Here is a 21,078-nt window from a genome sequence, read left to right as displayed (position 1 = left end):
TGTCACTTTCGGTCGAGAATAAAAGATACACGAATTGCCTCCAACGATTTCTCCAAAATTCGAGTTTACTCCTTCGCTGTCACGAGCGTTTATCAGCGGCGATGGAGAATTTCGAGCATGAGTCGACAGGCACCTTTCGAGGACCTCGTTTCGTTCCGACGCGACCTCCACCGACACCCAGAACCCGCCTGGCGCGAGTTCTACACCACCGCCCGAATCGTAGACGAACTGGAGACGCGCGACCTCGACGCCCTCTACGTCGGCCCCGAGATACTCGCAGCAGACGAACGGATGGCCGTCCCCGACGACGACTCACTCGACGAGTGGTACGAGCGGGCACGCGCGGCAGGCGCGCGAGAAGACATCCTCGAACGCCTCGCCGGCGGGTTCACCGGTGCAGCGGCCGTCCTCGAACGCGGAGACGGCCCCACCATCGGCTTGCGCGTCGACATCGACGCACTCCCAATCACGGAATCTGGTGAAGACGACCACGTGCCTGCGTCGGAGGGGTTCCGTTCCGAGAACGAGGGGTTCATGCACGCCTGCGGACACGACGCCCACGCGACTATCGGGCTCGGTGTGCTCGACGCCGTCGCCGCATCCGACTTCGAAGGGACGTTCAAGCTGTTCTTCCAACCGAGCGAAGAGATGATCGCCGGCGGAAACGCCGTCGCGAAAGGCGGCCTCCTCGACGACGTTGACTACCTCCTCGCACTCCACGTCGGCCTCGACCACCCGACGGGCGAAATCGTCTGCGGGGTCGATGGCTTCCTCGCAGTCTCGCACTTCCGCGCGGAGTTCACTGGCGCACCGGCCCACGCAGGTGCGAAGCCAGAAGAAGGGAACAACGCCAACCTCGCCGCGGCGACGGCCACCCAGAACCTCTACGGTATCTCTCGGCACTCCGACGGTGCGACCCGCGTCAACGTCGGTGTGATGGGTGGCGGCACGGCCACGAACATCGTCGCCGAAGAGTCGTTCATCGAAGGCGAAGTTCGCGGGGAGACGACCGAACTCATGGAGTACATGGAAGAACGCGCCCACACGGTCATCGAGTCGGCCGCCACGATGCACGACTGTACGGTCGATATCTCGGTCGAAGGTAAAGCACCGAGCGCCCGAAGTGACGACGCACTCAAAACCATCGTCGGCGACGTCAGCGCGGGTGTCGAGGGCGTCGAGTCGATTCTCGAAAGCGACGACCTGGGCGGGAGCGAAGACGCTACCTACCTCATGCAGCACGTTCAAGACCACGGCGGTCTCGCCGCGTACGTCGGCGTCGGCACCGACCACCCTGGCGGCCATCACACCCGAACGTTCGACGTAGACGAAGAGACCATCCGCATCGCCATCGACGTCATCGCTGGAAGTATCGACCGTATCGCCGGAGAACAGCCCTGAGTCGGCAGGTTTGTAGAGTTGATGTGGAGTTGACAACAATCTGAGCTGGTGGGAAACCGCCAGCGCTTATTTGTCCCCCCCGTGCATAGCCGCCAGCGATGGGGCCGCTCCGAAGTGAATCGACAGAGGACGTTGGCCTCCGACCGACCCTCGCCGTGCTCGTGGTCGTCGTCGGAGTCGCCAGTATCCAGTTCCTCGTCTTTCCCAGCACTTCGGACGCCTCGTGGGGGCGCTTCGTCTTCGAACTCTTGCTCGTCCCGGTTCTACTCGTCGGGTCGATTGCCCTCGCCAGTATTCGCGAGTACCAACGTGTCTGGCGCCCACTCTACGCCGGGTCGGTTCTCGTCTGCGTCTACGCCACGACCGACGCGCTCGACGAAGTCGTCGCCCAACCCGAACTGTTCTCACTCGTCTTCGAAGACGGTGTGCTGTTGGCCGGAGCGCTCGCACTCACGGTCGGCGCCGTTCGATGGAACGCCCAGCGCGACGCTCACGAAGCGAAACTCGAGCGACAAAACGAGCGACTCGACCAGTTCGCGTCCGTCGTCAGCCACGACCTGCGCAACCCCCTGAACGTCGCTCAGATGCGTCTCGAACTCGCGCGTGAGGGACACGGCTACGAACATCTCTCGACGGTCGCCGACGCGCACGACCGGATGGAGGCGCTCATACAAGACGTGCTGGAACTCGCTCGAACCGGCGAGGCGGTGGGTGAGACCGAACCGGTCGGACTCGCGAGCGTCGCCGCGGACGCCGTGGCCAACACCGACCTCGACGCCGCTGGCCTCACCGTCGAGTCGGACACGACACTCGTCGCCGACCCCGAGCGACTCACGGCGGTCTTCGAGAACCTCTTTCGGAATTCAGTCGAGCACGCCTCTGCCTCGACCAGCGGGCGCTCGGCGGCAGACTCCGGCGTGGGCAGCGCGTCGAACGGGCCAGCCACACCGACCGCCGACGGAGGCGGTCCGGTAGACGACGACTCACCGTCCGACATCGCTGTCGAACACAGTACGTCGGGCGTCCACGTTCGTGTCGGCCCACTCGACGACGGCTTCTTCGTCGAAGACGACGGTCCCGGCATTCCGCCGGAAGAACAAGAACGGGTCTTCGAATCCGGCTACACGACCGACCCCGACGGGACCGGCCTCGGCCTCGCAATCGTCTCGGGCGTCGCCGACGCCCACGGCTGGTCAGTCACTGCGACGAGCGGAGAGTCAGGAGGGGTTCGGTTCGAGTTCCGAGACGTCGCGCGTCCCGACGAGGTCAGTACTTCGGATCCGCGCCCGTGAGTTCGTAGATGTCTTCCATGATGCGGTCCCGCTCGTCTTGCCAGCCGGCGAGGGCACTCGGCCGACTCGGATAGCGCTCGTAGTGGGTCAGCAGTTCGTCGGCGAGTTGCTTCACTCGGTAGAAGTTCAGAATCTGTCGCCAGTGACCGAAGCTCGAAGCGGCGGTCTGGACGAGGAGGAGCGGACCGAACGAGGTCGTCCCGGAGTAGAGCGCTTCGGCGAGCTTCTCGCCCGGCAGCGAGGCGATGAGACCCATCAGGTCGTCGACGTCGACGGCCGTCGAGAGGATGTTGTACACGTCGAGGCTGGCGTAGCGGCCACCGAAGTGGTCCATGACGCGCTGGTTGTACCGCCAGAGTATCTCTTCGCTCACGTCGCCTTCTTCGAGGGCGATGACTGCCTGTTCGCCAGCGTACGAACCAGCGTAGGCCGCACCGGCGATACCGCCGCCCGTCGTCGGGTTGACGTGTGCTGCGGCGTCACCGACGGCCATGTAGCCGGGTGCGGTCGCAGAGTCGTACGGTCGGCGCGTCGGGAGCGCGGCACCGAGTTTGTCGATGACTTCTGCGCCCTCGAACTCCTCGCGGTTGCGCAGGTCCTTCTTCAGGTCGTCGACGAGCTTCATCGGTTCTTCGGTCATCTGGAAGCCGAGCCCGGCGTTGATGATGGTGTCCGTCCGGGGGAAGTACCAGACGTAGCCTGCCGCGATATCGGCCGGCTTGAACACGAGTGCGTCGGACCACTCGACGGGTTCCTGCACTTCGACGACTTCGCGGTACGCAGAGGAGAAATGAGAGTACGAGACGTTGGTGTCGAACGTAGACCCGGAGAAGTCCACCTTGTCCTGCAGGAGCGACAGCGACCCTGCGCCGTCGATGACGATGGTCGCGTCGAACTGGACGTCCTCGCCCTTGCGCTTGCCAGTGATGCCCGTGACGGTGCCGTCGTCGTCCTGAAGCACGTCCTGGACGACGGTGTCGTAGTAGAACTCGACGCCCGCTTCGTCTGCGCCCTCGATGATGAGGCGGCCGTACTCCCAGCGGTCGATGACGGCGAGCTCGCCGGGGACGGGGATGTCGAGGACGGTGTCTTCTTGCGGAATCTCGAACCGACCGTGGTCGACTTCGGTGTTCGTGAAGGCGGGTTCTATCTTCGACTTCGGAATCGCTTCTGGGAAGTCGTTCGCGCCTTTCAGGGCGTCACCGCAGGCGATGTGGCCTGCGTCTTCCTCGTTCTTTCGCTCGACGATGGCTACGTCGTAGCCATCTCGTGCGATAGTCGCGGCGGCGTAGCACCCAGAGGTACCTGCGCCGACGACCACCACATCATACTCGTGTGCGGACATGGTATCACCTGCATATCGTGGGCTGAAAACTCTTTACTCCCGCATCGGTTGTTCGTGCGTCAATCGGTAGACAGGTACGCCCGACGAGAACGAGCTCAGACGGGAGACTCAGGGAGTGAGGTGGGTGTTTTCGGGAGAGTAGTGCGTCGAGCGGAAACGCAGAAGAGCGAAAATCGGGCCCGGATTACCGGAGGCCCAAATTATCGGCGGGCCGGATTACCGGAGGCCCAAATTATCGGCGGGCCGGATTACCGGAGGCCCAAACTATCGGTTGTCGTCACCCGTGTCGTAGTGCTCGCCTGCCGCCGCCGGGATACGGGTGCGGCCGACGAACGCGAGGACGATGATGACCATCACGAACGGGATGATACGGATGAGCTGTCGCGGCAGTCCGATACCCTGCAGTTGTAAGACGGTCTGCATCGCGTCGAGTCCGGCGAACAGGAGCGTCGAGAAGAACGCGCCGACCGGGTTGTAGTTGCCGAAGAGGTACGCCACGATGGCGATGAACCCTTTCCCGTTGACCATCGTCGGCCCGTTGCCAGTGAACTGGCCGAGGTCGAGCGACAGTGCCGCGCCGCCCATCCCAGCGAGGACGCCCGATAGGAGGACGGCCGCATAACGGATGCGCGAGACGTTGACACCGGCGGTGTCGAGTGCCTTGGGGTTCTCACCGCTGGCACGAACCCAGCGACCGAACGTCGTCCGGTTGAGGACGTACCACGAGAGGCCGACGGCGAGGAACATCAGATAGACCGTCGGCGAGGCGTCGAACAACGCGCCGAAGAACGGGATGTCCGACAGCACCGGGATGGTGATGGTGCCGGGCGTGTCGACGCTCGGGGAGTTCGGGCGACCGTAGATGACTTGGGAGGCGAACGGTGCGAGACCGAGCGCGATAAGCCAGACGGCGAGGCCAGCGATAATCTGGTCCGCGCGGAACTCGATGACGACGACGGCGAACAGCAGTGCGAGAAGCACGCTGGCGACGACGCCGCCGGCGAAGCCAACCCAGACACCACCGGTGATGTCGGTGACGTAGATGGCGGTGAACGCCGAGATGATGAGCAGGCCTTCCAGACCGATGTTGATGACACCGGACTTCTCCGCGAAGATACCGCCGAGTGCCGCGAGGGCGATGGGAACCGACAGTCGAAGCGCCGAAGAGAGCGTCCCTTCGCTCGTCAGGATGTCGGTGAGCGTTCCTGCAATCGATTCGGGGAAGATGAGGCCGAACAGGAAGATGGCGAGGAGGCCACCGACTGCGACGGCGACAGCGGGTGCTCGCGAGGAGAACCCGCCGAGGTCTCTTCCAAACAGTGTCGTGGTGTTTTCTTCACTCATTCGTCTTCACCTCCGGAGACGCCGCCGTCGGACGGACCGTCCGACGAGGCCCGCGAATCGGCGATTCGCTCACCGCCGTCGGTGGCGACGGCCCGAGATTTGTCTTCCTCCGGCAGGAGACGCCGGCCGATGAGGCGGAAGAACTCCGGCATCGCCACGAAGAGGATGATGAGTCCACGCAGGACACCGACGAGTTGTGGCGGCACGTCGGTCGCGAACTGGACGACCGTCGTTCCGCTCTTCAGCACACCGAACAGGAGTGCGGCGAATCCGACACCGAGCGGGTTGTTGCCCGCAAGGATGGAGACGGTAATCCCGTCGAACCCGTAGGCTGGCACACCTGCCTGGAACTTGCCGATGACCATCGTCACGTAGAGCGCGCCCGCGACACCGCCGAGGGCACCCGAGAGGGCGAAACTCGACACGATGGTCTTGGCGGCGTCGACGCCACCGTACTCGGCCGCTTCGGGTTGAATCCCACTCGTCCGGACGTCGTACCCGAACGAGGTGTGTTCGAGGACGTAGTACAGCGCGAACAGCATGACGACACCGAACAGCAGGGCGTACAGCGAGAAGTCCTGCCGACTCCCGAACAGCACTGCAGGGAACTGCGCGTAATCGGGCAGCGGGACGGTCTGATTCGCCGGACTGTTGGGGTCTTTGAACACGTCGCTGACGAGATACAGCGTCACCCCGCCGGCGATGAAGTTGAGCATGATGGTCGTGATGACCTCGTTTGCCTCCGCGTACGCCTTCAGGAGACCCGGAATCATGCCGTAGAGTCCACCGAAGACGGCACCAACGAGGATGCCGAACGGGACCAACACGAGGGTTCCGACCGTCCCCGAGAGGAACGGCGACGCCCAGAGGGTGCCGAGCGCGGCGGCGAGTCCACCGACGATCATCTGTCCCTGCGTCCCGATGTTGAAGATACCCGCGCGGAACGCCATCGCGACCGACAGGCCCGTGAATATCAGGAGCGTCGTCTCGCGCATCGCGATGGAGAACTGCCCGTCAGGTGACCAGCCACCACGGAATGGGTCGCCGAGTGCACCCAAGAACAAGCGGTCGAACACCAACACCGGGTCGTAACAGAATCCGACGTTGAAGTAGTAGACCGCAGATTGGGCAGAACACGTCGTCATCCGACCAGCGACGAGGATGAGCACCGTCCCCACGGCGATTGCGAGGACCAGCGACGCGAGACTGATGAGGATTCGTTCGGTCGCCGATGCGTCGACGAGGCGAGCGAGGACGTCCCGTGCCCGGTCACCGGCGCTCATCGGTTCTCACCGCCCGTGGCAACGCCGTCGACGTCCGGGGTCGGTGCGTCGTCGTGCTCGTCGGGGTGTTGTCCGGCCATCAGGAGGCCGAGTTCTTCTTCTGTCGTGTCTGTCGGGTCTACCACGTCGATGATGTCTCCTTCGTACATGACGCCGAGTCTATCCGAGAGTCCCTGCACCTCGTCTAACTTCGAGGAGATGAGGAGAATCGCGACGCCGCGACTGCGAAGTTCGAGGAGTTGCTCGTGGATGAACTCGATAGACCCGACGTCGACACCGCGAGTCGGGTGTGCGGCGACGACCAACGACGGGTCGCGTTCGAACTCGCGGCCGACGATGAACTTCTGTTGGTTCCCGCCGGAGAGCGATTCGGAGATGGCCTCCGGGTTCGGCGGTCGAACGTCGTACTTCTCGATGATGTCTTCGGCGTGCCCTCGCGTGGACTCCCAGTCGATTCGGCCGTTCGATTCGAATTCGGGGCTGTGTTGACTGCCGAGGATGGCGTTCTCGACGAGGTCGAAATCCATCACGAGGCCGCGCTCTTGGCGGTCCTCGGGGATGTACGCCATCCCGCTTTCGATGCGTTCGCGGCGTGGGCGCTTCGTCACGTCTTCGCCGTCGAAGACGATACTGCCGCGCTTCAGTTTGCGAAGTCCGGTGACCGCTTCGATGAGTTGTGACTGTCCGTTGCCGTCGACGCCGGCGATACCAAAGACTTCGCCGGCTTTCACGTCGAACGATACGTCGTTGACCGCGCGAACGCCTCTGTCGTCGTCGACAGCGAGGTCAGACACCGACAGCACGGTTTCGCCCGTCTCTGTCGGCGGCTTTTCGATGTCGAGGAGGACCTCACGGCCGACCATCAGGTTGGCGAGGTCCTCACGAGTCGTCTCCTCGGCCGCCACCGTTCCGACGTTCTTCCCGTCTCGGAGGACGGTGATGTCGTCGGCGGCGCGCATCGCTTCTCCGAGCTTGTGCGAGATGAAGATAATCGTCTTGCCTTGCTCGGTCAGTTCTTCGAAAACGTCGAACAGTTCCTCGACTTCCTGCGGCGTCAGCACCGCCGTCGGTTCGTCGAGGATGAGTATATCGGCACCACGATAGAGTGCCTTCAAAATCTCGACTCGTTGTTGTTCGCCCACAGAGATATCCTCGACCCTGGCGTCCGGGTCGACGTCGAACCCATACTTCTCCGAGAGTTCGACGACAGCCTCACGGGCAGCGTCTCTGTCGACGGCGAGATTGCCCCATTTCGTTGGTTCGTTCCCGAGCGTGATGTTCTCCGTGACGGTCATCGGGTCGACCAGCATGAAGTGCTGGTGAATCATCCCGACGCCGGCGTCGATCGCATCCCGCGGTGATTCGAACGTTCGTTCCTCGTCGTCGATGACGACACGGCCCTCGGTTGGGTGGTAGAGGCCATAGAGGACGTTCATCAACGTCGTCTTTCCGGCCCCGTTCTCTCCGAGGAGTGCGTGTACAGTCCCGCGCTCGACGGAGAGGTCCACGTCGTCGTTAGCGATGACGCCGGGGAACCGTTTGGTAATTCCGTCGAGATGGACGGCTGTGGCCATATGTGTGAATTCCTGTGGTTCGTTGATAAGCGGATAGGTTCGGCTTTACGCCGGTTCTCAGACGTTTGACGGATTATCCCGCCTCGGACGTGTGACGGCTCCGTCGACGCTTAGACGTGTGACGGCTCCGTCGAAGCGTGGACAGCTGCAGGTCCGTCGACGCTTAGACGTGTGACGGCTCCGTCGAAGCGTGGACAGCTGCAGGTCCGTCGACGCTTAGACGTCCGACGGGTCCGTCGGGACTTCGACGTCGCCCGCGACGATAGCCTCGCGAGAGGCCGCGACTTCGTCTTTGACGGAGGTCGGAATCTCGGAACTGAGGCTGTCGCCGTAGACGATGTCGACACCGTTCTGTTCGAGACCCAGCGTGACGATGCCGCCGCCCTGGAACTCTTCGTCGACGACCGACTCGATGGAGTTGTAGACGGCCGTGTTGACGCGCTTGACCATGCTGGCGAGGATGACGTCCGCGTACGAGGACTTCGTCACCGACTGGTCGCGGTCGACACCGATGGCGAACTTGCCCTGTTCCTGTGCGGCCTGGAAGACACCCGTGCCGGTGTTACCCGAAGCGTGGTAGACGATGTCGGCACCGTTGTTGTACATCGCGAGTGCGGCTTCCTTCCCTGCGGCGGGGTCGTTGAAGCTTCCCGTGTAGTTCGTGAGGACTTCGACGTCTCCGTTCGCGGCCTTCGCACCGGCCTTGAATCCTGCTTCGAACTTCTTGATGAGGCTCCCCTCGACGCCACCGACGAATCCGAGCGTTGCGGAGTCGGAGGACGTCGAACCTGCGCCTGCGGAGAACTCCTCTGTCGTCAGCAGACCGGCCATCTGGCCGACGAGGTACGAGCCCTCGTGTTCTGCGAACACGTAGTTGGCGACGTTCGGCGCGTCGACGACGCTGTCGACGAGCATGAAGTTCTGTTCGGGGTACGCTTCCGACGTCTCGGTCAGAGCGTCGGTCTGCAGGAAGCCGATACAGCAGACGAGGTCGTAGTTCGGGTTCGTAGACTGTGCGAACTGCTGCTGGAACGTCTTGAACTGCGAGACTTCGTCAGGCTGGGCCTCGTCGAACGAGATGCCGAGGTCCTCTTCGGCCTGAATGGCACCCTGCTGAGCCTGGTCGTTGAACGACCCGTCACCGAGGCCACCAGTCGCGTAGACCATCCCGACGTTGGTCGTGTCCTCGGACGACTCAGTCGTCGTCTCTTCTGCGGCCGTCGTCGTCTCTTCGCCACCGTCCCCGCCCGAGGCCTCGGTGGTCGTGGTTTCTTCGCTCTCACCGGGGCCGCCCGTACAGCCAGCGAGTCCTGTGAGTCCTGCGAGTCCGGTTACCTTGACAAAAGAACGTCTGTCCATATCTGTGAACACCTACTGAGAGAAGGGAGTCGAAAATCGGTTAAAGGTGTCGTTTCGCCGTCTACGGGGTGAAATCCTCGCAAATCTTCAGGAACTTGCAAATAGTTTACGTTCCTGACCTATCGATTAGGCTCGAGAAATCTCGGCTTCGACGACGCCTCTGACAGACTCCACGAGAGCGTCGACGTCGTCTGCTTCCGCGTAGATTCGAACGTACGGTTCGGTCCCCGACGGGCGCACGAGCGTCCACGACGCGTCCGGAAATTCGAGACGGACGCCGTACTCGGTATCGACCGATTCGGGATTCAGTTCCTCGGGGAGTGACTCTTCGAGTGCAGTCATCGCGCCAGCTTTCTTCTCGTCTGGACAGGAGACGCTGACCTTGCGGTACGGTCGTTCGGCCACCGGTTCGCGGAGGCCGTCGAGGCTCGACTCGGCGACGAGGCGGGTGATGAGTGCCGCCGAGGCGATTCCGTCTATCCACCCGCCGAGCGACGGGTGGATGTGTTTCCACGGTTCGGCCGCAAAGACCACGTCGCCACCGGCGTCGCGAGCACTGGCGATTCCTTCGTGGAGTGCACCGAGTCGGACGCGTTCGACGCGCCCGCCAGCCTCACGAACGCGTTCGTCGATGCGGCCCGAGGCGTTCGGCGTCGTGACGACCACGGGGTCGTCGACGTCGCTCGTGCGGACGTAATGTTCTCCGACGATGGCGATGACCGTGTCTTCGTGGACGACTTCACCCTCTCCGTCGACGATGACGATTCGGTCGGCGTCGCCGTCGTGCCCGATTCCGAAGTCGAAGTCGCCGTCGGCGACGAACGCGCGGAGGTCTTCTAGCGACTCGGGCGTCGGTTTCGACTCGCGACCAGGGAAGTGGCCGTCGACCTGCGCGTTCAGCGTGACGACGTGGGCACCGAGGTCACGGAGCACCTGCGGCGTGCCGAGTGCAGACATCCCGTTTCCACAATCGACGGCGACGCTGAGTCCGTCCGGGGCGGACCCGTGACCGCGGGCGAACTCGAGGATTGCCGAACGGTAGTCGTGGAGTGCGCCCGCCGTTCCAGACGCTCCCCAGTGGTCCCACGCGACGGGTGGTGAGTCGGCTTCGACGCGTGCTTCGATATCCTGTTCGAGCGTGCGGTCGTACTCCTGCCCATCGACGAACATCTTGATGCCGTTGTCCGTCGGCGGGTTGTGTGACGCAGTGAGCATGACGCCGCGGCGACCCTGCGAGGCGAACGCCAACGCCGGGGTCGGGACGACGCCGATACGAGTCACGTCCGCGCCCGCAGAGAGCAGTCCTGCTTCCATGGCGGCCGCGAGACCTGGGCCGCTGGTTCGTCCGTCTCGACCGACGACGAACTCGGCCGCGGTGCCCGATTCGAGTGCGGCGAGCCCGGCGGCGCGGCCGACACGAAGCGCGAGTTCCGGCGTGACGCGCTCGGTCACACTGCCGCGAATACCGGCGGTGCCGAAGAGTTCCATAGTCCTGCGTCGTCCGGGCGACACTTAGATGCTGACGATTCGTGGGATGCGTGCCACATCGAACCACGATTGGTCGGTGTCGCGTCCGAACTACGATTGGTCGGCGTCACGGCCGAACTACGATTTGGCGTCGTCGCGGCTGAACCGCGCCCCAGTCGGACCGAGACGACGGCAGACCGAGAGACAGCACGCCTTTGCCATCGGAGGTCGTATCGTCTCGTATGAGCGAGAGTACGCGTACTCGTGCGCACGTCTACGTCACTGGCCACGTCCAAGGCGTGTACTACCGAGCGACGACCCGCGATACCGCCCGTGACCTCGGTGTCGATGGCTGGGTGAAGAACCTCTCCGACGGCCGCGTCGAGGCAGTCTTCGAGGGACCACGCGACGACGTCGAGTCGATGGTGAGGTGGTGCCACGACGGGAGTCCGATGGCGAGCGTCCGAGACGTCGACGTGACGTACGAAGAACCGGATGGAGTCACCGGGTTCCGAATCGAACGGTAGGTTACGTCAGAAAGACGGCCAAATCTTTCAAGGGACGAACGTCCGGAAGAGGACACATGAGCTTTCGGAACGACACGCGCGGAATCGGCGTGGCAAAACTCTTTTTCACTATCGTCACAGGCGTCGGTCTCGGTCTCGCGATGGGAACCTCGTTCCTCATCGTCCGCGGTCCATTCCTCGGCGGGCCGACACTCGACCCGTTTCCGATGATGGGTGCGCTCGCGATGTTCATCGTCGGTATCATCGTCGTCTCGTGGGGGACGACGCGAATGTTCGGCGTCGGAACGGGGGCGTGATTCGGCACCGACTTGGATGCGTGATTTGGCACCGACATGGGTGTGTGATTCGACGCCGAAAGCGATAGACGAGACGGTGTGAGAGTCGGAGTCGGAGTCGGAATCGATGTACGGACGAGGTGGGGTCGTATTCGAAGACGGCACGAATGGGGGTGGACCCGTTTTTTGATATAAATGTACGCACGAGCGTCCGCTTCAGTTTGCCCACCCGGTTTCAGTTTGCCCGCCTGGTTTCAGTTTGTCCACCCAGCTTCAGTTTGTCCACCCGGCCTCAGTTTGCCCACCCGGTTTCGGTTTGCCCACCCGGCCACAGTTTGCCACCCTCGTACGGTCAGTCGGCGGTGGCCACGCCCCCCGTGTCGTGGTCGGGTTTGCCGAGCGGAACCACCGGGTCGTTGCCACTGAGTCTGTCCCAGAGGGCGAGCGCCGACGGCAAGACCAGAATCGACGCGAGGAACGAGTAGACGATACTCGCGGCGGTGAGGAGACCGAACTGCCCGAGGATGGAGAGCACTGCGAGGACGAGGACGCCCAATCCGAAGACGGTGGTGAGCATACTGCCGGCGAGTGCGCCGCCCGTCCCGCGGACCGTCCGGTCGAGTGCCGTCTCCAGGTCGTGGTCGACACGCTCGTCGATGAACCGGTGGACGATGTGAACCGAGTAGTCGACACCGAGACCGATGGTCAACGCGAGGACGGTCGCGGTAAACGCGTTGAACGAGATGCCCGAGAGGCGCATCGTCCCGGCGACGAACGTGACCGCGATGAGGATGGGGACGAGATTCGCGAGCGCCAGCGACGGGCGTCCTTCGGTCCACCAGTAGACGAAGATGAGGAAGGCCCCGGTTCCGAGCATCGAGAGGACGAGACTCTGAATCGCCGAGTCGAGGATGAGGTCGGAGATGGCGTCGAAGACGACGATTGCACCGGTCGCCGTGCCTTCAGTTCGGAAGCGGTCTGCCATCTCTTGGGTGTCTGCGACGACAGCGTCGTCGTCAGCGTCTGCCTTCACGCGGTAATCGACCCGTGCGGTCTCGTAGTTGGCAGAGATGTACTGGAGTCCCCGCTCGGCCGAGTCGGTCAGCACGAGGGCGTCGTACACTTCGACGAGGTTCCGGTCGGGTATCCCATCACCGTCTCGGTCGTTTCGTGCGACGACTCTCGCGAACTCCTCGTTTCCACTCGCCTCGTCTCGAATCACGGTGAGGATACTCGTCGAGTCGGCGCGGCGGTCCACCGAGATGAACGTCTCCGGTGGGTCCTGTGCGACTCGGTCGAGTTCTTGGAGGAAGCTGTCGTCTGTCGCTCGCCCTTCGAGATACACCGTGACCACCCCACTTTGTGACGAGGAAAAGCGCTCTTCGAGGAACTCGATGTCGGCGACGACGCTGTACTCACCAGGTGCGAACGGTTCGGGGAGGACCGTCAGATACGCGGGTGCTTCGGCCGGCGGCAAGAAATCTTCTTGTCCGAACTCGGTATCGACACCCGTCGCGTACCACATCGCACTCCCCGAGAGGACGAGGGCGATGACGATGACGACTGCCGGGGCACGCAGTGCGGGGACGACGCCGATTCGGAGGACCGCCCCGAGCGAACTTCCCTCGCGACCGAGGGGCGACTGACTGAACGTCGGGATTGGGTAGCGCTCGCGGAGTCTGTCGACTTCGACTTTCGCGGCGGGGAGGAAGACACCGAAGACGAAGAACGTGAAGACGATGCCGATGGCGGCGACGACACCGAAGTCACGAATCGGCGTGAGGTCACTCACGAGGTTCGAGAGGAATCCGATGACCGTCGTCCCGGTGACGATAAAGAACGCGACGAGGAGTTGGTCGGTCGCCTTCCGCATCGCGTCGTCGACGCCGTAGCCATCCGCACGGTCCTCCCGGTAGCGGTTGACCGCGTGAATCCCGAAGTCGATACCGACCGCGAGCAAGAGCGGTGGGACCGCAATCATCACCTGATTGAACGGGATGTTCGCGAGGCCGAGGAACCCGAACGTCCAGACGAGCGCCATCACGAGCGCCGACGTCCCCAACAGTAAGTCCACGAGGTCGCGGTACGCGACGACGAGGAACACCACGATGAACAAGACGGCGGCAGGGACGACGATGAGCAGCGAGTCGGTGATGACCGTCCCGAACTCGTCTGCGATGATACCCGACCCGAAGACGGAGATGTCGCCGCCGACAGTGGCGACGATGCGGACTGCCTTCTGCTGGATTGGGCTCAGCGGACTGTCACCGCCCTGCCCGGCACCCTCCTCCTCGGCGAGTGGAATCGAGTGGGTAACGACGCCAATCGTCGCAGTCGCACTCGGTTCAGTCGGGTTGAAGTCGTCTGCGAGGAGGCCGACGAATCTCGGGTTGTCGGCGTTCTCGCGAACCGCTTTCGCGACTTCGCCATCAGTCGCCAGTTCGAGTGCGCGTATCTGTTGGTCCAGTGCGTCTGCGTCCGGGTCGAGTGTCTGTGCGACGATGGTCGCTGCGCTCGCAGTCTGAACGACTCGCAAGTCCGCACGGTCAGACAGTCGTTTCTGGGCTTCGAGCATCCGCAAGAGTTCGCCTCTCGTCAGGACGTTCGGCGCACGCTGGATGAGTTGCGTACTGCCAGTCCCCTCTTGGAATCGCGGGGAGAACTCCTCGGAGATACGTGTGAACGCCTCTTCTGCGGGGACTTCTTCTGCGAACTGTTGGGTCCCTGACTCCGTCGAGACAGCGCTCAGTCCCGCGCCGAAGACGACGGTGATGACCAGAAAGGTGAGGATGACCCGTCGGGAGTGGTTGACGATTTTGTCGTCTGCCCAGTCGATGAACCACTGGGGGTCGAGTCGGGCCACGACTCAGCGCCGTCCGCGACGGCGGGCGACGAGGAACCCGGCCCCACCGAGTGCAGCGGCGAGCACTGCTGCTCCGATGATGGGAAGCGAGAGGCCGAACGGGAGCGACCCGCCGTCTTCGACCGCTTCGACGCGAACGGGAACGCGGTACGCGTCGGAGATGGTGGTCTCACCGGCGTCGTTCTCGTATCGGAAGTCGAGTTCGACCGGGTAGGATTTCTCCAGCGCGTTCCGACTTGCCGCCACGTCGAAGACGAGTTCTGCAGACTCACCAGGCGCGAGTTCGTCGACGAAGGCCTCCGAATCACTCGACGAGAGCGGGTCTTCGAGATATATCTTGGCCGAGATGTCGCGGAGCGTCTCTGCTCGGTCGTTGACGATGATGAGACGGAGTTGCCCGGACTGTCCGGGTTCGAGCGTCCCTTCGTCGACGGTGACGCTGAACTCGGGTGAGGACGACGCGACGGTCACCCGGAGGTCGAGTTCGTCGCTCGTCCTGCGTTCGCCCTCGGCGTCTCGGTAGGTGACTGTCGCAGTGTACTGTCGCGGCCCGGCGTCGGCGCTATCGGATATCTGAACGTCGAACGAAAACGGTGCGCTCGCACCGGGTCCGAGGTCACCCACAGCGTACTCCGTCTCGGTTGCCGTCGCGCTCCCTTCGGGAAGCGACAGTTGGACGACTACGTTGCGAACTCGTTCGCTGCCGTCGTTCACGACTTCGCCGACGATGGTTCCGTCGTCACCGACGCGAAGCGTGCTCTCGACGTTTCGGAGGGAGAACGACTGTTCTGAGACTGGGAGGAACCCCGCGGCGAGCGGCGAGTACTGGAGGCGTTTGCCGTCGGGGTCTTCGTAGACGATATCCACGGCGAGGACGTAACCGCGAATCGAGCCATTCGCGTCGAGCGAGGTGTCGTAGACGAACGTCCGGTTCTCACCGGCAGGCCACTCGGTGGTGAACTGTGTCGCCGTCTGCGTCCCGTCGAAGGTGACATCTGGAGACTGTGCGGTTACGGCGACGACGGTGTTTCTCGCGTCGAGTTCACCGACGTTCCGAATGGTGAGGGCGACCGCGCCCTGTCCGCCGACCGGAACGGACGAGTCTGACCCGACGACGGCGAACCGAACGCGTTCTTCGACGCGGACGGGCACGTCGAGGTCGTACGTTCGGCGTTGTGCGTCGTCGAACTCGTACGTGACTTTGAGTCGAAGGTCGTACTCCCCGGCGGCGATATTCTCTGGGGCTTCGACGCGGAACTCGACCTCACGAGTGTCGCTGTCGTTCATCGTCCCGACGTACACCTCACCGGTCCTGACGACGAATGGAGTGTTTCGTGACTCGAGTTCGACCCGAACGTTATCTGCGGTCTTCGACACGTCTTCGGGGTCTACCGGGTCGTTCCTGAACCCGACGCGTAACGACGTCTCGACACCCGGTTCGACGACTGGGTTGACGACGTACGCTCGGAACACAGGAACCTTGTTCGGTTCTCGGTCTTCTTGGCCCACGGCTACGGGGACCGAAGCGAGGACGAGCAGTACAGCAAACAGGATTGCGAAGTGGCTCTTCATTGTATTCTCCCAGACGAGTAACGGGCCCGTTCTGGGACCGCGGGTCTCAATGGAGGGTGTGGTCGGGGAAACCCAACTAGTCCCTGATACGTTCCGCGCGGAGAAATAGCGGTATGGTCCTTTCGCTAGACTGTCAGCAATGGCTGATAGTTAGTTGTGAACGCAGTCGGAAGCTACCGTTCTCGGACGTACTGGCGCAACGGTCGTCGCCGGGGGCAGTGGCGACGAACCCGTGTAGGCAGCGGGAGGCGCGACCGACTGGAGAGATGGCACAGAATCGGGATGGGCAGGGCACTGTGTTACCGTTTCCGCGGGCACGCCAGTTCGTAAGTGGTTGTATGGGCATAAAAGCCTTCTCTTAGTTAAATCTTGTAAAATATATTGGGCTATATATTACCAGTTGCCAATTATTTCTCGATATTGTGCCGATACTCCAATATTGACGATGGGAAATCACCCACGTGGCGTGGGACGTGAATTGCCATCTGAAGGCCCACCGCGTCTGTCGGTGGTCGTTCCGGGATAGTTTCGAGAGGGAACCGTGCCGCCGCCGTGAGAGCGAGTGCGTCCACGATATCGTCACGACTGAGGTCACGGCGCAACGTCCGGTCCAGTGTCTCGCGGTAGACTGCCGCCGGGTCGTCGTCGGGAAACACGTCCTGAAGGAGTTCGAGGCGACGACGGCGGCCGTCAGACGTCGATTTCGGTTCGACGAGTGGTTGCCCAGCGAACGCCGCGAACGCGAGTTCGGGGTGAGATTCGTGGACTAGTTCCCGAGCGCGAGGGGTCGCCCTGAGGAGCGAATCGACCGCTCGAATCTTCGGGACGATGTTCCACGCCTGTATCGAGAGGCCGTAGCCAGTCGCGTCACGGTTGGCGGCACTCGCGCGTTCGTGTGTGGTCGCGTCGAGGACGCCTCTGGCGGGAGCGAAAAACACAGTGGAAGCCCGTGAACCGAGACGTCGCCGCGCTTCGGCGTCACACACGCGTCGGGACGACGACGGAAGTCCAATCGGGATATCGACCAAGACACGTGTCGCGTCGCGTTCGACGACGTCGTTCCAAATCGCTTCGAAGTCAGAGACGACACGGACAGTGAGACCGTCGGCTGAATGGCATGCATAGACCCAGCCAGACGGGCAACCATCCACGCCGACGACTATCGGAGTGACCGGCACTGCGGCCTCCTACGAGGGGCAATGCGAAGTATTAGTCGTCCGCGTCGAGGACCGTTGCACCGGTTACTTCTAAACAGGTTTCGGTGAGGTTTTCGAGATTCCTGTCGAACGATTTGTCGACAGAGACGAGGAGGTCGGTGTCGTCTTCCAACGGAATGAGGACGACGAGTGCCTTCTCGAGGCCGAAGACGATGAACTCGGGGGCGCCTGCAGGCAGGTTGTCGAGTGATTCGGCCATCGAATCTTGGTTTACGAGCGTCGAGACGATGGTCTTCATCGTATCTTCGTCGTACTGGTTCAGTACCTCCTGCGAAGAGAACCTGACCCGCACTTCGTCTGGTTCACACCACGCGATGGCACGAAGCATCTCCCCGTGTTTCGATTCGAGTTCTTCGATTAGCTCGGGTGCAGGGAACTCGTCCGAATCGACGACGGAGAGTTCGACTCGGTTGTCTAACGCGACACGTTCGTAGGCCAGTTCCCCGAGGTCAGTCAGGCCGTACAACCGGCCTTTCTGTTGAGAGTCGGGAACCAACAACTCGACGATACCTTGTTCTCGGAGTTCGGAAAGTGCACGAGACACGTGCGGCTGAGCGAGGTCAGTCTCGACGGCGATACGCGAGGGGAGACCGGACCCATTTTTCGATAAATACTCACAGACAGTGAGGCGGTATCGAGAACTTGCGATGTAGCCTGCAGAGTCCCATGTCTCAGTCATGGCTCTCAGACCTAACAGCGGTTTTCATCATTATTGACACGTCCCATTTGTATATCAGTCCGGAGGGGGGTATATCTTTCGTGCGATTTAGGAGATTTTACCACATACATACCGGAAATGGGCTAGATTTTATTGAACTCTCAATTATCGAAGAATGGTTCGGGTTCGTGGCGACATCTACGTGACAGAAAATCCGGTTTCAGTCGGTGATGGCTCGGTGTCGTTGGTGTTACCGGGTACCTCCGTAGCCACCCGGTGACACCTATGTCAGCGAACATATATGTTGATTCACTCCCGTACCAGATAACGCAATGTTAGCAACATCCGCCGAGACTGAAGCGCACACGACGACGACGGTGATGGAGGTGTCGAGATGAGCGTCTCACTCCAGTTTGCCGCTCCGGGAACCGACGTCGCGTTCCTCGTCGCGCGCGCCCTCTTCGGCGCAGTCGTCGCGTTCATGGGACTGAACCACTTCCTGAACGTCGACCAGATGACCGGATACGCCGAGATGAAAGGCCTACCTGCGCCACGCTTTGGTGTCGTCTTCTCCGGTGGGATGCTCGTCTTCGGTGGACTCGGCATCGCCGCGGGCGTCTTCCCGACAGTCGCCGCTGGCGCAGTTGCGCTGTTCCTCCTCGTGAGTACGCCACTGTTCCACAACTTCTGGGCCGTCCCGGAAGACCAACAGCAATCCGAGATGACGGACTTCCTCAAGAACACGGTTATGCTCGGTGGGGCGCTCGTCTTCCTCGCGCTCAGCGCAGTCTCGTGGCCCTACGCCGTCGGAATCGGTCTGTTCTAGCCGGGCGTTCGACGAGCGACCACTCGACCACAGATTCATCGTCTCACACACTCCCTCTTACGACATGACTCAACGGACACGCGACCCGACCAACCAGGCGAGAGCGACCGAACAGTACCGACTCGTCACCACCCCGGAGGCGCACTGATGGACGGCGAACCGACAGCGTTCGGGTCGGCGTATCGGTTGCTCTCGGGGGCAGTCGTCCCACGGCCGATTGCGTGGGTGAGTACCCGCGGCGCGGTGGCCGACAACCTCGCACCGTACAGTTTCTTCACCGTCGCCAGCATCGACCCACCGATACTCGTCTTCGCACCTGTCGGACACGGACCGTCGCTGAAAGATACGCCACGGAACGTCATCGAACACGGTGAGTTCGTCGTCAACGTGGTCACGAGCGACGTCGTCGAGGCGATGAATCAGACCGCGGCCACGGTTCCGCCCGACGTCGACGAGTTCGACCACGCGGACATCGAGAAGGCAGAAGCCGTCCGTGTCGACGCGCCGCGCGTCGCCGACGCGAAAGTCGCCTTCGAGTGTACGCTCTACGATAGTATGGAAGTCGGGTCCTCGACGCTCGTCCTCGGTGAAGTCGTCTACGCCCACGTCGATGACGACGTGTTGACCGACGGCAAACTCGACACGACGAAACTCGACGCCGTCGGGCGTCTCGCCGGAAGCGAGTACACCCACACCCGCGACCGATTCGAGCTGATTCGTCCGGAGTAGCGCGAAGATTTATTTCGGGGTCTTCTCTCTGTTCGACCAATGAGTGACGTGTCGTTGTCGAGTGTGCTTTCGTTTCTCGATGCTGACGAGGTGGCGACTGTTCTCCGCCAGGTCCACGCCAAAAACGGTGAGCGTACCAAACGGAGCGAGCGAGACGGCCGAACGTTTCTGTTCGTCGCAGAACGCGGGGAAACGCAACCGTCCGAAGTCGTCTGGGTCGACGTCGACGCCACGTTCGACGAGCGGACAGTCGAAGTGTTCGCAGAGCGGTGTGAGTCACAGGGCGTCGCCGGGACACTCCAGACCACCGGCGACGAGGACCAGGCCAGAGAGACGCTGGCGTTCGCGTTTGCGACCGAAGACCAACTCGAAGAACCCGAAGACGAAGACGAAGAGCCACGTCTGCTCGTCGACCCCAAAGACGTCGACGTGCCCATCACACTGACGACGTTAGACGACCTCGTCGAGGCGACCGAATCAGCAGAGTTGGCGTCGGACGTCGTCGACGAGTACCACGAACCACACCAACCTGAGTTCGAAGAAGTTCTCGACGAGATAGACGCCGAAGAAGCGGCGGCCGAAGCGAACGAAGCGGCCAGTCAGGAGTCAGGGAGCGTCGGTCTGTTGGCTCTCTTGCTCGTTCTCGCCGTACTCGCCGTCGTTGTCTTTCTGTTCGGTCCGTTCTGAGCGTCGGTCACGCGACGTTGCGAGTCGCTCGATTCGACGAAGTGCGACCTCACAGACCACCGCGTACGGAGCGGCGACGACCGGAATCTCGAACGACACCGCACAGCGGTCGACGCCGATTGGCGTGACACTGTGTCCTGTCGCCGGAACGCCAGCGACGCGCCACGTCCACCGATGGTCGACACACGTCTCGACGGTGAAGGGAACCCACACGCCAGCGACGCGGACCTCCCCAGTGCTTCCGTCCTCGATTCGGCCATCGACGCCACGTACTGCCGAGACGCTCGGCCCCCACTCCGGCCAGTCGCTGACGGACACCAACACGTCCCAGGCGACAGCGGCCGGCACCGAGATAGCTCGAGAGACGACGAGTCGCCTGCCGTCGGGCGTTCGTTCGACGCGAGTTCGTGTCGAATGCCCGTCGTGTTTCATGTTCCTAGTATGGTAATAAGTCGTAATATAATATTGGCGAAACCCTTTTATCTGGACCGTGGTAGGGAGTAGCAAGGCAAACATGAAGCACACAACAAGCCATTCGAAATCGACGATGCGAGATGTCAGCCACACACCCCCGATGGGAGAGAGCGTCACGAACGTCTGGGAACGTGGCAACGAGTTAGAGACGGACGAGGAGTAACGACGATAGGCACACAGCAAAC

18 protein-coding genes are annotated in these 21,078 nt (G+C 62.2%); 7 read left to right on the top strand and 11 right to left on the bottom strand.

The window, feature by feature from the left end; all coding sequences use genetic code 11:
- Nucleotides 1-117 precede the first annotated feature (117 nt).
- Entirely contained in the window at nt 118-1,401 is a 1,284-nt protein-coding gene (locus tag GJR99_RS02165) for an amidohydrolase (protein WP_151109036.1), read from the top strand.
- 98 nt (nt 1,402-1,499) lie between these two features.
- Entirely contained in the window at nt 1,500-2,693 is a 1,194-nt protein-coding gene (locus GJR99_RS02160) for a sensor histidine kinase (protein ID WP_151109035.1), read from the top strand.
- Here the strand turns inward: GJR99_RS02160 and GJR99_RS02155 are convergent.
- From GJR99_RS02155 to GJR99_RS02130, 6 genes are all read right to left on the bottom strand, one after another.
- A complete protein-coding gene (locus tag GJR99_RS02155; RefSeq protein WP_151109034.1) occupies nt 2,668-4,038 on the bottom strand; it encodes a geranylgeranyl reductase family protein in 1,371 nt (456 codons plus the stop codon). The two genes, GJR99_RS02160 and GJR99_RS02155, sit on opposite strands and share 26 nt — an antisense overlap.
- A gap of 264 nt (nt 4,039-4,302) precedes the next feature.
- Entirely contained in the window at nt 4,303-5,382 is a 1,080-nt protein-coding gene (locus GJR99_RS02150) for an ABC transporter permease (protein ID WP_151109033.1), read from the bottom strand.
- A complete protein-coding gene (locus GJR99_RS02145) occupies nt 5,379-6,665 on the bottom strand; it encodes an ABC transporter permease (RefSeq protein WP_151109032.1) in 1,287 nt (428 codons plus the stop codon). The genes GJR99_RS02150 and GJR99_RS02145 overlap by 4 nt, the downstream gene beginning before the upstream one ends.
- Nucleotides 6,662-8,239: an ABC transporter ATP-binding protein gene (locus GJR99_RS02140; protein WP_151109031.1), complete on the bottom strand. Its 1,578-nt coding sequence runs from the start codon at nt 8,237-8,239 to the stop codon at nt 6,662-6,664. Before GJR99_RS02140 ends, GJR99_RS02145 begins: the two co-directional genes overlap by 4 nt.
- Before the next feature lie 216 nt (nt 8,240-8,455).
- Nucleotides 8,456-9,598, bottom strand: coding sequence for a BMP family lipoprotein (locus GJR99_RS02135; protein WP_151109030.1), 1,143 nt, complete (start codon nt 9,596-9,598; stop codon nt 8,456-8,458).
- Nucleotides 9,599-9,724: 126 nt separating this feature from the next.
- Entirely contained in the window at nt 9,725-11,086 is a 1,362-nt protein-coding gene (locus GJR99_RS02130; protein ID WP_151109029.1) for a phosphopentomutase/phosphoglucosamine mutase, read from the bottom strand.
- A 221-nt stretch (nt 11,087-11,307) separates the two neighbouring features.
- Between GJR99_RS02130 and GJR99_RS02125 the strand changes: the two genes are divergently transcribed.
- Together GJR99_RS02125 and GJR99_RS02120 are read left to right on the top strand one after the other, a co-directional pair.
- Nucleotides 11,308-11,592, top strand: a complete 285-nt coding sequence (locus GJR99_RS02125; RefSeq protein ID WP_151109028.1) for an acylphosphatase — start codon at nt 11,308-11,310, stop codon at nt 11,590-11,592.
- A 56-nt stretch (nt 11,593-11,648) separates the two neighbouring features.
- Nucleotides 11,649-11,888 (top strand): hypothetical protein, encoded by a 240-nt coding sequence (locus tag GJR99_RS02120; protein ID WP_151109027.1) that lies wholly within the window; start codon nt 11,649-11,651, stop codon nt 11,886-11,888.
- A 331-nt stretch (nt 11,889-12,219) separates the two neighbouring features.
- Here GJR99_RS02120 and GJR99_RS02115 read toward each other — a convergent pair whose 3' ends face one another.
- The 4 genes from GJR99_RS02115 to GJR99_RS02100 form a co-directional block, all read right to left on the bottom strand.
- Nucleotides 12,220-14,730: an efflux RND transporter permease subunit gene (locus GJR99_RS02115; RefSeq protein WP_151109026.1), complete on the bottom strand. Its 2,511-nt coding sequence runs from the start codon at nt 14,728-14,730 to the stop codon at nt 12,220-12,222.
- 3 nt (nt 14,731-14,733) lie between these two features.
- Nucleotides 14,734-16,302 carry a COG1361 S-layer family protein gene (locus tag GJR99_RS02110; protein ID WP_151109025.1) on the bottom strand — a complete coding sequence of 523 codons (1,569 nt, stop codon included), beginning with the start codon at nt 16,300-16,302 and terminating at the stop codon, nt 14,734-14,736.
- A gap of 407 nt (nt 16,303-16,709) precedes the next feature.
- Nucleotides 16,710-17,480, bottom strand: a complete 771-nt coding sequence (locus tag GJR99_RS02105) for a DUF429 domain-containing protein (RefSeq protein ID WP_151109024.1) — start codon at nt 17,478-17,480, stop codon at nt 16,710-16,712.
- A gap of 31 nt (nt 17,481-17,511) precedes the next feature.
- Nucleotides 17,512-18,198: a winged helix-turn-helix domain-containing protein gene (locus tag GJR99_RS02100; RefSeq protein WP_151109023.1), complete on the bottom strand. Its 687-nt coding sequence runs from the start codon at nt 18,196-18,198 to the stop codon at nt 17,512-17,514.
- Between the two features lie 373 nt (nt 18,199-18,571).
- On the opposite strand from GJR99_RS02100, the gene GJR99_RS02095 reads away from it, so the two are divergent.
- The 3 genes from GJR99_RS02095 to GJR99_RS02085 all read left to right on the top strand — a co-directional run bounded on the left by GJR99_RS02095 (nt 18,572) and on the right by GJR99_RS02085 (nt 20,419).
- Nucleotides 18,572-19,003 carry a DoxX family protein gene (locus tag GJR99_RS02095; RefSeq protein ID WP_151109022.1) on the top strand — a complete coding sequence of 144 codons (432 nt, stop codon included), beginning with the start codon at nt 18,572-18,574 and terminating at the stop codon, nt 19,001-19,003.
- Between the two features lie 147 nt (nt 19,004-19,150).
- The gene (locus tag GJR99_RS02090; RefSeq protein ID WP_151109021.1) at nt 19,151-19,732 is read left to right on the top strand and encodes a flavin reductase family protein; all 582 of its coding nucleotides are present in this window, start codon (nt 19,151-19,153) and stop codon (nt 19,730-19,732) included.
- Nucleotides 19,733-19,771: 39 nt separating this feature from the next.
- Nucleotides 19,772-20,419, top strand: a complete 648-nt coding sequence (locus tag GJR99_RS02085) for a hypothetical protein (RefSeq protein WP_151109020.1) — start codon at nt 19,772-19,774, stop codon at nt 20,417-20,419.
- Here GJR99_RS02085 and GJR99_RS02080 read toward each other — a convergent pair.
- Nucleotides 20,339-20,851: an SRPBCC family protein gene (locus tag GJR99_RS02080; protein ID WP_151109019.1), complete on the bottom strand. Its 513-nt coding sequence runs from the start codon at nt 20,849-20,851 to the stop codon at nt 20,339-20,341. The two genes, GJR99_RS02085 and GJR99_RS02080, sit on opposite strands and share 81 nt — an antisense overlap.
- Nucleotides 20,852-21,078 lie beyond the last annotated feature (227 nt).

This window comes from Haloferax marinum (assembly GCF_009674625.1).
In the GTDB taxonomy this organism is placed as follows: domain Archaea; phylum Halobacteriota; class Halobacteria; order Halobacteriales; family Haloferacaceae; genus Haloferax; species Haloferax marinum.
This window is presented reverse-complemented; position numbering and strand designations above follow the sequence as displayed.